Origin of the sequence: Actinoplanes italicus, assembly GCF_003001815.1 — a bacterium.
Taxonomy (GTDB): domain Bacteria; phylum Actinomycetota; class Actinomycetes; order Mycobacteriales; family Micromonosporaceae; genus Actinoplanes; species Actinoplanes italicus.
Map to the genome: position 1 here is coordinate 406,703 of NZ_PVMZ01000007.1, position 13,340 is coordinate 420,042.

General features: G+C 72.5%; 9 protein-coding genes. 3 read left to right on the top strand and 6 right to left on the bottom strand.

From position 1 onward, the window contains the following. The first annotated feature begins 38 nt into the window (after positions 1–38). Complete coding sequence (locus tag CLV67_RS19975) at positions 39–767, top strand: ATP-binding protein (RefSeq protein WP_106320489.1); 729 nt, start codon at positions 39–41, stop codon at positions 765–767. A gap of 37 nt (positions 768–804) precedes the next feature. On the opposite strand, the gene CLV67_RS19980 is transcribed toward CLV67_RS19975, so the two are convergent. Together CLV67_RS19980 and CLV67_RS19985 are read right to left on the bottom strand one after the other, a co-directional pair. Further along, positions 805–1,941: a SigB/SigF/SigG family RNA polymerase sigma factor gene (locus CLV67_RS19980; protein WP_106320491.1), complete on the bottom strand. Its 1,137-nt coding sequence runs from the start codon at positions 1,939–1,941 to the stop codon at positions 805–807. An 891-nt stretch (positions 1,942–2,832) separates the two neighbouring features. After that, on the bottom strand, positions 2,833–5,331 hold the full coding sequence (locus CLV67_RS19985; RefSeq protein WP_106320493.1) for a hypothetical protein: 2,499 nt from the start codon (positions 5,329–5,331) through the stop codon (positions 2,833–2,835). Between the two features lie 1,182 nt (positions 5,332–6,513). On the opposite strand from CLV67_RS19985, the gene CLV67_RS19990 reads away from it, so the two are divergent. Both CLV67_RS19990 and CLV67_RS19995 read left to right on the top strand, forming a co-directional pair. Then, positions 6,514–7,035, top strand: coding sequence for a hypothetical protein (locus CLV67_RS19990; protein WP_106320495.1), 522 nt, complete (start codon positions 6,514–6,516; stop codon positions 7,033–7,035). A gap of 181 nt (positions 7,036–7,216) precedes the next feature. Further along, on the top strand, positions 7,217–8,698 hold the full coding sequence (locus tag CLV67_RS19995; protein ID WP_106320497.1) for a glutamate-cysteine ligase family protein: 1,482 nt from the start codon (positions 7,217–7,219) through the stop codon (positions 8,696–8,698). Between the two features lie 6 nt (positions 8,699–8,704). Here CLV67_RS19995 and CLV67_RS20000 read toward each other — a convergent pair whose 3' ends face one another. The 4 genes from CLV67_RS20000 to CLV67_RS20015 form a co-directional block, all read right to left on the bottom strand. Beyond that, complete coding sequence (locus tag CLV67_RS20000) at positions 8,705–9,073, bottom strand: cobalamin biosynthesis protein (RefSeq protein WP_106320499.1); 369 nt, start codon at positions 9,071–9,073, stop codon at positions 8,705–8,707. Further along, positions 9,070–10,410 carry a cobyrinic acid a,c-diamide synthase CobB gene (locus tag CLV67_RS20005; protein WP_106320501.1) on the bottom strand — a complete coding sequence of 447 codons (1,341 nt, stop codon included), beginning with the start codon at positions 10,408–10,410 and terminating at the stop codon, positions 9,070–9,072. Before CLV67_RS20005 ends, CLV67_RS20000 begins: the two co-directional genes overlap by 4 nt. Next, positions 10,404–11,003: a cob(I)yrinic acid a,c-diamide adenosyltransferase gene (gene cobO, locus CLV67_RS20010; protein WP_106320503.1), complete on the bottom strand. Its 600-nt coding sequence runs from the start codon at positions 11,001–11,003 to the stop codon at positions 10,404–10,406. The genes CLV67_RS20005 and cobO overlap by 7 nt, the downstream gene beginning before the upstream one ends. A gap of 208 nt (positions 11,004–11,211) precedes the next feature. Then, positions 11,212–13,329: a VWA domain-containing protein gene (locus tag CLV67_RS20015; protein WP_106320631.1), complete on the bottom strand. Its 2,118-nt coding sequence runs from the start codon at positions 13,327–13,329 to the stop codon at positions 11,212–11,214. Between the last annotated feature and the right edge of the window lie 11 nt (positions 13,330–13,340).

Sequence of the window (13,340 nt, forward strand, 5' to 3'; positions counted from 1 at the left end):
AGACCGGGGAATTCGTGACAGGGCGGAAGGGCGAGGCCATGTCGATCCGGTGCGAAGTGTACGGCGACGGGACGACCCTGATCGCCGAGCTCTCGGGCGAGCTCCGCCTCTCCGACAGCGCGCCGCTCCGCGAGCGCCTGCTCAAGTGTCTCGCCGACCAGCCTGACGCCCTTCTGATCGACCTGTCCGGGATGCGGGTGGAACAGCCGCTCGCGCTGGCGATCTTCACGGCCGTGCTGAGGCAGGCCGCCCGCTGGCCCGGAACACCGATCCTGTGTTACTCACCCACCGGGGACACCCGTGAACTGCTGTCCGCCAAGGCGTACCACCGGCTGCCGATCTTCGGCAGCCGGGAGGCCGCGCTCGCACATCTGCACGACGGCCGGCTGACCGTGCCGTCGATCAGCGAGGAACTGCTGCCGGTCGGCGGGTCCAGCCGGCACGCCCGGGACGTCGCCACCGAGGCCTGCCTGCGGTGGGACCTGCCCGACCTGATCGCCCCGGCCAGCCTCATCGTCACCGAACTCGTCGCCAACGTGGTCGACCACGCGCGCACCATGATGACGCTGCGGCTGTCGCTGCGACCGCGTTACCTCAATCTCGCTGTCCGCGACGGATCACACGCACCACCGGTCGCCGCGATCCCGGCTCACCCGGAGGCGAAGCGGGGCCGCGGGCTGCTGCTGGTCAACGAGCTCGCGTACAGCTGGGGGCATCTTCCCTCGGACCACGGCAAGGTCGTCTGGGCGGCTCTGCGCCGCATCTGACTCTCAGGAACGGCTGACTTGCAGAAACGGCTGGCTCTCAGGAACGGCGCAACACTCCGGCCAGGCCCGACACGGCGAGGATCCTTGCGACGTACGGCTGAGCGCCCGTAACGCCGAACTCCACCCGCGCCGTCGCCGCGGCCTGCACGGCGTCCACCAGCACGGCAACGCCCGCGGCGTCCACCAGCGGGACCGCCGTGAGATCCACCGTCACGGCCGACACACCGTCACCGGAGATCGCGTGCCGCAGACCGATCCGCAGCCGGTCGGCCGTATCCCGATCCACCTCGCCGCGCACTCGTACCACCAGCGCGTCGCCGTCGCGGTCCACCGACACGTGCATGCCGGGGCGGCCGCCGCGCGTCTCGCCCTCCCAGTACGGTGGGTTGTCGCTGAGCATCGCCTCACGCAGCCAGGTCAGCGCCCGGCTCAGAAGCCGGGACACGTGCATCTGCGAGATGCCCAGCTCGTCGGCGATCTCCGCCTGGGTGCGGTTGCCGTAGAAACGCAACGCCAGCATCCGGCGCTCCCGGGCCGGCATCCGCAGCAGCAGGTCGGTCACGGTCAGCTTGTCGGTGACGGACTCCAGATCACCGTCGACGTCGCCGAGCAGGTCACCGAACTCCATGGCGCCGTCCTCGGCGACCGGCGCGTTCAGTGAAGCTGGTGAGTAACCGGCAGCCGACTCGACCGCCTCCAGCACGGCGGCCTCGGTCACCCCTAGACGGACCGCGAGTTCACCCACCGTGGGGGTACGGGCGAGCGTGCTGGTCAGCAGCATCGAGGCGTGCCCCACCTCGAGACTCAAGTCCTGCACCCGGCGCGGAACGTGCACACCCCAGGTGCGGTCACGGAAGTGGCGCTTCAGCTCACCGGAGATCGTGATGACCGCGTACGCCGTGAACGAGCCCCGCTCGGGGTCATAGCGGTCGACGGCCTTCACCAGGCCCAGCCGGGCCACCTGCTCCAGGTCCTCCAGGTACTCGCCGCGGCCGCGATAACGGCGGGCCAGCCGCCCGGCGAACGGAAGGCAGTAGCGGACCAGTTCCTCCCGGGCGGCGTCGATCTCGGCCCGGGTCGCACCGGCGCAGCGGTGCGCGTACGCAATCGCGGCCGCGTCGAGATCTTCGAGCGTGTTCTCAGCCGGTTCCCCGACCTGGCCTCGTGAGGGCATGTCACCCCTTCCGGAAGCGGAACCCGGACGGCACGGGAGTGCCCGGTGTCCAACCATCAACGGCATCTACTGCCCGGTCGGGCCGCGTCCCAAACACCCCCACCCTCCCTGCCGTGGACGAGGTTTCGCAATACCTCTCCCGCCGTGCCGGCACACGGACCCTCAGCATCGCTCATCGGACCGTCTCCCACGCCGGAACATCTCAGCTGTCAGCCCAAAGCGCGAACCTCAGCCGACGCCGCCCACCCTGACCACCGACAGCCGGCCATCCCTGAGACACGCATCCGCGCCGCTCGGCACACCGCGAATCGCCGCTTTCCGCGAGCGTCGCCTGTCCGCTCCGTGGTGACCCGTGCCCGCATGCGCACCACAAATCACCACCCACACCACCCACCCACGTCGCGTGGTGACCTACGCCCACAGACACACCACAAATCACCACCCACACCACCCACCCACGTCGCGTGGTGACCCGTGCCCGTATGCGCACCACAAATCACCACCCACACCACCCACCCACGTCGCGTGATGACCTACGCCCACAGACACACCACAAATCACCACCCACACCACCCACCCACGTCGCGTGGTGACCTACGCCCACAGACACACCACAGATCACCACGCCACCAGGCAGGGTGGCCTACCCAACGGACCGGTTGAACCACGACGCCAAACGCCCGCCATCCGGCACCCCGGCACGCGGCACGCGGCACCCAGCACCCGGCACGCGGCACCCGGCACCCGGCACCCGGCACCCGGCACCCGGCACAGATGATCAAGGCCGAGGCGAGGGTTCGTCCCCGGTCGTCGGGGCTCGGCCAGACGGACCGGTAGATCCTGCACCGCGGCGCGCGGCGTAGCAGCACGCGGCGCGAGGTTGCTGGTGGCCTATTGGCGCGGGCTGCGGCCGGGGAGGCCGCTGGGCGCGGTCGACGGGTCCTCCAGCCCCTCGGGCAGAGCGGCTGCTTCGGGACGGGTCAGGGCCACTCCGGAGCGGGGCGGCAGGCCGGACGGCACGTTCTCGTCGTCGGTCGGTGCGCCGTCGGAGAGGCGGGGTGCCGGCTCCGCGTGCGCGGCCGGAGCATTCTGCTGGCCCATGTCGGGTGCCTGCAACGGCCGCGGCGCGTTGTGCTGGCCCATGTCCGGGGCCTGCAGCGGCGAGCGGGCCGGGGCTTGCGCCGGATTCTGCTGACCCATGTCGGGCGCCTGCAACGGCGAACGAGCAGGAACCGCGGACATCGGCGCGTTGTGCTGACCCATGTCCGGCGCCTGCAACGGCGAACGGCCGGCCGCCGGCGGCATCGCAGCGTTGTGCTGGCCCATGTCCGGCGCCTGCAGCGGCGAGCGGGCCGGGGCCTGCGCCGGATTCTGCTGACCCATGTCGGGCGCCTGCAACGGCGAACGAGCAGGAACCGCCGACATCGGCGCGTTGTGCTGACCCATGTCCGGCGCCTGCAACGGCGAACGAGCAGGAACCGCCGGCTGCACGGGTACGTTCTGCTGTCCCGGGTCTGCGGGAGTCGGTGGGACGGCCGCGTTCTGCAGTCCCGGGCTCGCGGACGCCGATGGCATGACTGCGTTCTGCTGTCCCGGACCTGCGGTGGCCGATGGCAGGGCCGTGTTGTGTCCCGGAGCCGCGGGGACCGGTGGCATGGCCGCGTTCTGTCCCGGAGCCGCAGGAGGCGGTGGCATGGCCGCGTGCTGCTGTCCCGGACCGGTGGGTGCCGTGGGAGCGGCCATGTTCGGAGGCGGCATCGGCGTGGTGGGCCGGCTCTGGTCAGCGGGCTGCATCGGAGGCCCGGCCTGAGCCTCCGGCTGCGTGGACGGCAGGGCACCGGCCTGCGTCGAACCCCCGAAGCCGCCGGCCGGCGCGTTGCCCCCGAAGCCGCCGGCCGGGACGTTGCCGCCGAACCCGCCGGCCGGCGTGGAGCTACCGAAACCACTTGCGGACGCGGAGCCACCGGATTCACCCGCATACGCGGAGCCACCGGAATCACCGGCCGGGGCCGGGCCGCCCGCCGGGTCTCCGGCTCCGTACCCGCCCGCTGCGGCAGGGCCGCCGGGGATCGGCGGCGGCATGGCCGAGGACTGCTGCGCGGGCCGGGCCGAACGGGTGAACCGGGGTGCGTCGAGCGGGCTGTTCTGCTGGCTGTAGAGCGGCGGCCGCCGCATCAGCTCGTCCACGTCGTCGGTCATCGAGACGCTCGGTGGCGGCATGGCGCCTCCGAACGACGGCGACGCCTGTCCACCTTCCGCCGGGGCAACCGGGCCCGGCATCACCGGCACGGCCGGCATGAGACCGGTCGCCGCCGGACCGCCGGGCATCGCACCGCCGCCGGCACTGCCCAAGGGCATCTCGGGAGCCGGCATGGGGCCGCCGGGAACATGGCCGCCCGGCACGGAACCACCAGGAAGCGGGCTGCCGGGGACAAGGCCACCCGGGACGGAACCACCCGGCATGTAGCCACCCGGCAGCGACTCGCCCGGCAGCGGACCGCTGGGAACATGACTTCCGGGTACACCGCTTCCCGGCGCGCCGGGGCCGAACCCGCCGCCCTCGCCCGGCACTCCTCCGGCCGGCGGCGATCCCGGCACACCGCCGAAGGCAGATCCCGGCACACTTCCGCCCGGCACACCGCCACCACCGAACCCGGGCGCCGGCATGCCTCCGCCGGAAGCATCCCCACCGGGGAACGCTGGACCCGGCGCACCCTGGCCCGGCGTCACACCACCGTTGAACGCGGATCCCGGCGATTGCCCGCCCGGCACCGCACCGCCGGTGAATGCGGGACCCGGCACACCACCACCGCTGTATCCGGGCGCGGGCACGCCACCACCGGTGAATGTGGATTCCGCCGCGCCACCGGAACCGGGTGCGGGCATCCCGCCGGGGATGTCTTCGCCGCCCCAGGTGGAACCGGACATGCCGCCCGGAGCCGCACCCGCGCCACCGGCACCGGACGACCCGGTGCCCGCGAAGCCGGGAAGGCCACCACCGGAGGACCCGAAACCCGCCAGGTCGGTGTGCGCCGGCGACGCCCCCGGCACACCGCCACCGCTCGGGGCTGACCCGGGAACGCCGTCACCGGGCAGGGAGAGCCCGGACATGGTGCCGCCGGGAGAGGGAAGGCCGGGTACGGCGGTGGCCGGGAACACCGCTCCGGGCATGGACGCCACCGACGGCCGCTCGACCGGCGCCGATCCCGCGGCACCGTGACCGGGCATGCCGGTACCCGCCCACGGCGGCCTCGGCTCGCCCTCGGCGTTTCCGCCCGCCGCAACACCGCCTGTCACCGGCACGGAGCCCGCGAACCCGCCGCCCTCACCGGGCCCGGGCACCACCGCACGGCCGACCGCGCCCTCCGGCGACGTGCCGATCGGGAACATGCTCGAGACAGCGGCGACCCCTGCCGGGAGCGGCGTGCCGGAAGTGGTGCTCCCGGAAGCGGGACCACCGGGACGAGCGGCCTCAGAACCACCACCGCTCCAAGCACCGGCGACGTCCGGCAGCGGGATACCGGACTCGGCTTGACCCGCTGAACCGGGACGGGTCGCACCGGAGAATCCGGGAGCGGCTTCTGCCGTACCCGGGAATCCTGAAGTTTCGCCCACCGCGGACCCGGAGTGTCCCGTGTCCGGTTGTCCCGGGCTCAGCCAGGGAGGACGGGAACCCGCGGCCGCCCCCGAACCTCCGGCAGTGGACCATGCCCCGGTCTCCTCGGTGGCCCAGCTCGGGGCCGGCGATTCTCCGGAGGCCGGCTCGGGTGGCGGCCACATCTTCCGGAGGCCTGTATCGGACCGGAGGCCTGTATCGGACCGGAGGCCCGTATCGGACAGGGCGTGATCAGCGCCGGGAGAGGGAGCGACCGGATCGCCCGGCGGAGGCATGGAGACCGATCCGCGAGCGGTTCCCGCCATGCCGAGCGGATCGTCGGCAGCGAAAGGAACGTCGGCAGCAGGAGAAGGAGTATCAGCAGGGCCATGTGACAGGGACTCCTCGACCACCCATGGTGGCGGTGACGGCACGGCGGACGGCATCAGGCCGGACGCGGGCGAGAACGGTGTTTCCGCCGGACCGGGCGGGGCCCAGGCGGGACGGGTGGCGGCGACGAGACCGGAGGCCTCGGCCAGGCCGGCTGCGGCGAGGACCTCGGCGGCGGCCAGGGCGGTACGGCAGGGCAGCGGCTCGCCGCAGGCGGGACACTCGGTGATCCCGTCGTGCGGGCCGAGTCCTCCGCCGTGCGCTTCGACCATTCGCGTCGCGGTCCGTGCCAGCACACTTTCCGGTTTGACGTAAGTCGATGCCATCGCCGTGTCGCCCCCATCCCCCGCCTGTCCACCTGCCGGGACGACACGACGGTCCCGCCGGTTGGCTCGGCTCCGCTCCAGTTCACCCCTTCGGGGGTACCCGGGAGGTGGATTTCCCCAGATCAGTGCAGATCCGGTGGTGGGTTGCCGGAAATCGGGACGGATGGGGAGGACGGGCGGTATGCAGTGAGAGGAAATTCACTCACGGTGTTGAAGCGAGTTCTCTCCGTAGCATTGATGTACTTCCAGGAGGTGACCCCTATGGACGACACCGAACTGCACCGCGAGCGGATCCTCCGGCACGTGAGTCCCATCATCACCGGCCGCTTCGTCGGCTTCCAGACGTCCTACACCCGCGAGGTACAGATCGGCCGGCCGGTCGCCCTCGCCGTGTTCCTGCTCGCCGGCATCGTCCAGCTGATCGGTTCGCTGATGCGGATGAAACCCGCCCGGCGCACGCTGAAGGAGCTGCGCAAAGGCCCGGAGTTCCTGGTGACGCCGGTCCGGCTGCGCGACGACCTGGGGCAGATCTACGAGATCGAGATGCACGGACAGCTGCCGCAGTCGGCGCTGCACCGCGGCGACCTGGTCCAGGTGCGCACCGAACCGCAGCCCGACCCGACCCTGCCGGTCCGGCTGACGCAGGTGGTGAACCTGACGACCATGCAGCCGCTGACCCCGCGCATCCCGACCCAGTGGTCGCACATGGGCCCGGCCATGCTGGTGCAGGCCGCGGTCGGTGTCACCATCTTCGGCGCGGTGATGGCCTTCTGGCTGGGATGAAATTCCGGCCGTTCGGGTAGGAACAGCGCTCATGGAAGATCGATTGAACATCTGGCGAGAATGGACGGTCGCCACCGGGCACTCTGCCATCGACACCCGTCATCATGAGGGTGGGGGATGGCGGCTACGGCGCCGCGCTATCTCCTGGCGTCTGTAGAGACGGCTCGAAAGGTGGTGCGCGGTGGGCGAGAAAGTCGACCAGACCAATTTCACCCGCGAGGACCGAACCCGCTACCGGCAGAAGATCCGCCGTAGTCTCGACGTGTTCGCGACGATGTTGCGCGAGGCACGGTTCGAGTTCGAACGGCCTCTGACCGGCATGGAGATCGAGCTCAACCTGATCGACGAACAGGGCGACCCGGCGATGCGTAACGCCGAGGTGCTGGGCGCGATCGCCGACCCGGACTTCCAGACGGAGCTGGGCCAGTTCAACATCGAGATCAACCTGCCACCACGGCGGCTGGCCGGCGACGACTTCGCCGAGCTGGAGCGGGGTCTGCGGGCCAGCCTGAACCAGGCGGAGCGGCGGGCCCGGGCGGCGGGCGCACACATGATCCAGATCGGCATCCTGCCGACGCTGCGGCGCGAGCACCTCACCGGCGAGGCGCTCACCGTGAACCCGCGGTACCAGCTGCTCAACGAGCAGATCTTCGCGGCCCGCGGCGAGGACCTGGATATCCGGATCGACGGAGTGGACCGGCTGGCGGTCACCACGGACACCATCGCGCCGGAGGCGGCGTGCACGAGCACCCAGTTCCATCTGCAGGTGAGCCCGGCACAGTTCGCGGCGTACTGGAACGCCTCGCAGATCACCGCCGGCATCCAGGTGGCCCTTGGTGCCAACTCACCGCTGCTGTTCGGCCGCGAGCTGTGGCGTGAGACCCGGATCCCGCTGTTCGAACAGGCCACCGACACGAGGTCGGAGGAGATAAGAGCTCAGGGTGTACGTCCACGCGTGTGGTTCGGCGAGCGCTGGATCACCAGCGTCTTCGACCTGTTCGAGGAGAACGTCCGCTACTTCCCGGCACTTCTGCCGATCTGTGACATCCATGATCCGGCCGAAATCCTGGAACGCGGCGAGATCCCCGAGCTGAGCGAGTTGCGGCTGCACAACGGCACGGTCTACCGCTGGAACCGGCCGATCTACGCGGTCGTCAACGGCCGCCCGCACCTGCGGGTGGAGAACCGGGTGATGCCGGCCGGGCCGACGGTGGCCGACACGATCGCCAACGCCGCGTTCTACTACGGCCTGGTGCGCACCCTCGCCGAGGCGGACCGGCCGCTGTGGACGCAGATGAGTTTCCGGGCCGCCGAGGAGAACTTCCACAACTGCGCCCGGCACGGCATCGACGCGACCGTGTTCTGGCCGGGCCACGGCACCCTGCCGGTCACCGAGCTGGTGCTGCGGCGGCTGCTGCCGCAGGCGGCGGACGGCCTCGACCTGTGGGGTGTCTCGCCGGCCCAGCGCGACCGGCTGCTCGGCATCATCGAGCAGCGCTGCCTGCAGCACCGCAACGGCGCGTCCTGGCAGGTCGACACGTTGCACGCGCTGGAGGCGCAGGGGCACGACCGGCAGGCGGCCCTGCACGAGATGGTGCGTCGCTATCTGCCGCTGATGCACGACAACATCCCGGTCCACGAGTGGCCGGCGGCCAAGAAGTAGGCCGGCTCACTGATCCCGGGACGTGGCGACCGCCACGGTCACCCCGTCCCGGGCCGTCTTCGGCAGAAGGAGCACCGCGCCGGGACCGGCCGCCAGCAGCGCGGCCGCCTCGGCGACGCTCGGGGCGCCGACCGCCACCTCAGCGACCCGCCCCGGGTTCGGCACGGGTTGAGCGGCCAGGACGTCCGCCGGATAGCCCGCCAGCCGCCAGCCGTGTGCCGCGGCCAGGGCCCGGACCCGCTCCTCGGCGGCCCGCCGGTCCAGGGTGGCGAGCACGTCGACGTCACCGGCGCCGAGGCCGGCCGACGCCAGGGCGGCCAGCACCGGGCCGGTGAGCGCGACGCCGCTGCGGGCACCCAGCCCGAGCGCGATCATCGGGCCGCGGCGGCGACCAGGTTGCGGGCCAGCGCCGGGACTCCGGCCCAGTGCAGGTGCAGGTAGGACGCGTGCAGAGCCGGTGTGGCGAAGCCCTCCGGGTCGGCGCCGCGCCACGCCCAGGCCGCGCCACCTGCCGGGGACAGCAGCAGGCCCGAACGTGGGTGCACGGTGGTCCGGTGGAACTCGTGCCCGGTGACGCGGGTGCCGGCCGGGGCGAGCGGGCTGTCCGACAGCGCCACCGCGTCCCGGTATCCCAGGGTCAGCGACGGCGTCATGGCCGCGTCGGCGTCGAGCACCCCGCACATCGGCTTGCCGTCCAATGTCCTGCACAGCCACAGCAGACCCGCGCACTCGGCGGCGATGACACCGCCGAAGTTCCGGACGGCCGCCAGCAGCCCGGTGTTCTCCGACAGGGCGGACGCGTACACCTCGGGGAACCCGCCGCCGACCACCAGCGCCCGGGTTCCGGCGGGCAGCGCCGGATCGTGCAGCGGGTCGAACGGCACGACGGTCGCTCCCGCACCGGCCAGAAGTTCGGTCGTCTCGGCGTACGAGAAGGAGAAGGCCGGACCACCGGCGACCGCGACGACCGGACCACCCGGCACCGGGTCCTCGGCGAGGGGTGTCCACGGCGTAGCCGTGAAGGGTGACGCCGAACGTGCCACCGCGGCGACCGCGTCCAGATCGACCGACGCCGCGATCAGCGTGGCCATGGCGTCCACCGAGGCCAGCGCCTCGGCGTGGCGTTCGGCCGCCGGGATCAGCCCGAGATGCCGGGACGGCGCCGCGACCGCGTCGGCGCGCCGCAGCGCACCGAGCACCGGCGTGCCGACCTCCTCGCAGGCGTCCCGCAGGATCCGCTCGTGGCGCTCCGATCCGACCCGGTTGAGAATCACCCCGGCGATCCGGGCGTTGCCGAAGCTGCGGAACCCGTGCACCACGGCGGCGATCGACCGGCCCTGCGCCGCCGCATCGATCACCATGATCACCGGAGCGTCGAGAAGGGCCGCGACCTGTGCCGTCGACCCGGCCTCGCCGGCGCCGGTCCGCCCGTCGTAGAGGCCCATGACGCCCTCGACGACCGCCAGGTCGGCGCCGGCCGAGCCGTGCGCGAACAACGGCCCGACCAGGTGCTCCCCCACCATCACCGGGTCCAGGTTGCGTCCCGGCCGTCCGGCGGCGAGCGCGTGATAACCCGGATCGATGTAGTCGGGCCCCACCTTGAACGGCGCCACCCGCAGCCCGCGCCGCGCGAACGCCGCCAGCAGCCCGGTGGCCACGGTCGTCTTGCCGTGCCCGCTCGCCGGAGCCGCGATCACCAGCCGGTTCACCACTCGATGCCCTGCTGCCCTTTACGACCCGCGTCCATCGGGTGCTTCACCTTCGTCATCTCGGTCACCAGGTCGGCCGCCGCAATCAGATCCGGATGCGCGTCGCGTCCGGTGATCACCACGTGCTGCGTGCCGGGCCGGTTCGCGAGCGTCTCGATCACGTCGGCGACATCCACCCAGCCCCACTTCATCGGGTAGGTGAACTCGTCCAGCACATAGAACCTATAGGTCTCGGCGGCCAGGTCCCGCTTGATCTGAGCCCAGCCCTCGGCGGCCTCGGTGGCGTGGTCGCGCTCGGTGCCGGCCCGCTGGATCCAGGACCAGCCCTCCCCCATCTTGTGCCAGGTCACCGGCGCTCTGCCGGCCTCGCCGAGGGCCTTGAGGGCGGCCTCCTCACCGACCTTCCACTTCTCCGACTTGACGAACTGGAACACCCCGATCGGCCAGCCGGCGCTCCAGGCCCGCAGCGCCATCCCGAATGCCGCCGTCGACTTGCCCTTGCCGGGCCCGGTGTGCACCGCGAACACCGCCTGCCGCCGGCGCTGCCGCGTCGTCAGCCCGTCGTCGGGCACGCTGGTGACTTTCCCTTGCGGCACAACCCCTCCTACAGCCACGAAGATCAAACCCCTTTGGCGGTACGCGGAAACCCGCTCCGCCGGACCGGGACCGTCCCGCCGTCGCGGGCATACGGGCTCGGCGCGGCTCACGCCCCTCACCCTCCGGCGGAACTCACCGTCACCCCGGGATCCGGTCCCGCGCCACCACGAACCAGCGGTGCGCTGCGGCGGCCGATTCTGCCGCGGGTCACGCAGCGCGCCGGTACGCACGATCCGGAGCGGGGGCGGGCGCGACGCCCGGGCCCCGGCGGACAGTGGTGGCGTCGAGCTGTTCGAGCGGCATGACCTCGGCCGACAGGGCGGCGGCCAGCTTGCGGGCCAGGCCCAGGCGGATCGGGCCGGACTCGCAGTCGACGACCACGGTGGCCACCCCGGACAGGGCGGGCGTCAGGCGCAACGGGTCGGGGCCGCTGGTCGCACGGCCGTCGGTGACGATCACCAGCAGCGGCCGGCGGCGCGGGTCGCGGCGGCGTTCGGTGGCGATCGTCGCGACGGCGGCACGCAGACCGGCGGCGAGCGGGGTACGCCCGCCGGTACGCAGCGCGGCCAGCCGTTGCACGCCGACCTCGTGACTGGAGGTCGGCGGCAGCACCACCTCGGCGTCGGCCCCCCGGAACGTGATCATGCCGATCCGGTCCCGCCGCTGGTAGGCGTCCCGCAGCAGCGACAGCACCGCCGTCTTGACCAGGGTCATCCGCTTGCGCGCCGCCATCGAGCCCGAGGCGTCGACGACGAACAGCACGAGGTTCGCCTCCCGCCCGACGTGCACCGACTCACGCAGGTCCCGCGGGAGCACCCGGATCATCGGGCCGCCGCCGGATGTCGCGCCGTCGAGGGCGGCCCGGTCCAGGGCGGCTCGCAGCGTGGCGAACAGGTGCGGGGCACCGGCCAGTTTGCCCTGTGGCGGACGGGCTCCCACGACGCGACCGCGACGGGCGAAGGCCGGGGACCGGCGGCCCGCGTGACCGCCCTCGCCACGGGCGGTGATCCGCAGCGTGCGCGTGCGGTAGGCGGTGCCGGCGACGGCCACCGCCCCCGGCGGCGACTGCCCTGAACCGCTGTCGTCCGCGGAAGCCGACGGATCGAGCCCCGGCGCGGGTGCCTCACCGGGAGCGGGAGGCGCGTCGGACTCGGCGGGCGGACGGGTGCTCTGTCCCGTACCGCCGGAGGGGTTCTGGGGGCCGGAAGGACCGCCTCCGCCGCCCGGGCCATCGTCCTCGGGATCGCCGTCCTCAGGGGAATCAGAGGGTTCGGAAGGATCCGGGGAGGCCGCGCGGTCCTCCTCGGCCTGGCGTTCGGCCTCGGCGAGGGCGTCCTCGAGCTTCTGCTCGTCGGTGCCCGGCGGGTCGAGCGGATCCGTGCGGCGGCGGTGCGGGAGCGCGAGCCGGGCAGCGTCGCGGACGTCGTCGGCGGTGACCCGGTCGCGGCCGTGCCAGGCGGCCAGCGCGACGGCGCAGCGGGCGACCACGATGTCGGCGCGCATGCCGTCGACGCCGTAGGCGAGGCAGACGCGGGCGATCCGGTCGAGCTCGGCGTCCGGGAGCGTCACCGACGGCAGGACCGCGCGGGCCGCGGCGATGTGGGCCGCGTACTCGTGTTCCAGCTGCTCATAGCGGGTGGCGAAACCGGCCGGGTCGGCCTCGTAGGCGAGCCGGCGCCGGACCACCTCGGCCCGCTGACGGGCGTCGCGGGGTGCGGCCACCGTGACGACCAGGCCGAAACGGTCGACGAGCTGCGGGCGGGGTTCGCCCTCCTCCGGGTTCATGGTGCCGACGAGCAGGAAGCGGGCGGCGTGCTTGACCGAGACACCGTCGCGCTCGACGTGGGCGCGGCCCATCGCGGCGGCGTCCAGGAGCAGGTCGACCAGGTGGTCGGGGAGCAGGTTGACCTCGTCGACGTAGAGGACGCCCCGGTGTGCGGCGGCGAGCAGGCCCGGTTCGTACGCCTTGACGCCGTCGCTGAGGGCCCGTTGCAGGTCGAGCGTGCCGACGACGCGGTCCTCGGTCGCGCCGACGGGGAGTTCGACGAGGCTCGCCGGCCGGTCGTCCGACGGCCCGCCCGGAGTGTGCGGGCCGTCGGGACAACCGGGGTCGGGCGCGGCCGGGTCACACGCGAACCGGCAGCCGTGCACGACCGTGACCTGCGGCAACAGGCCGGCCAGGGCGCGGACGACGGTGCTCTTGGCGGTGCCCTTCTCGCCCCGGACCAGAACCCCGCCGACGGCCGGGGAGACCGAGGTGAGCAGCAGGGCGAGGCGTAGGTCGTCGAGGCCGACCACGGCCGAGAACGGGTACGGAGTCGTCACCGGGATCCCTT

What these genes read in the sequence shown, in the direction of transcription:
- CLV67_RS19985 (WP_106320493.1), bottom strand. Translation starts at nt 5,331, where the DNA reads ATGTTCCCGATCGGCACGTCGCCGGAGGGCGCGGTCGGCCGTGCGGTG.
- CLV67_RS19980 (WP_106320491.1), bottom strand. Translation starts at nt 1,941, where the DNA reads ATGCCCTCACGAGGCCAGGTCGGGGAACCGGCTGAGAACACGCTCGAA.
- CLV67_RS19975 (WP_106320489.1), top strand. Translation starts at nt 39, where the DNA reads ATGTCGATCCGGTGCGAAGTGTACGGCGACGGGACGACCCTGATCGCC.
- CLV67_RS19990 (WP_106320495.1), top strand. Translation starts at nt 6,514, where the DNA reads ATGGACGACACCGAACTGCACCGCGAGCGGATCCTCCGGCACGTGAGT.
- CLV67_RS20000 (WP_106320499.1), bottom strand. Translation starts at nt 9,073, where the DNA reads ATGATCGCGCTCGGGCTGGGTGCCCGCAGCGGCGTCGCGCTCACCGGC.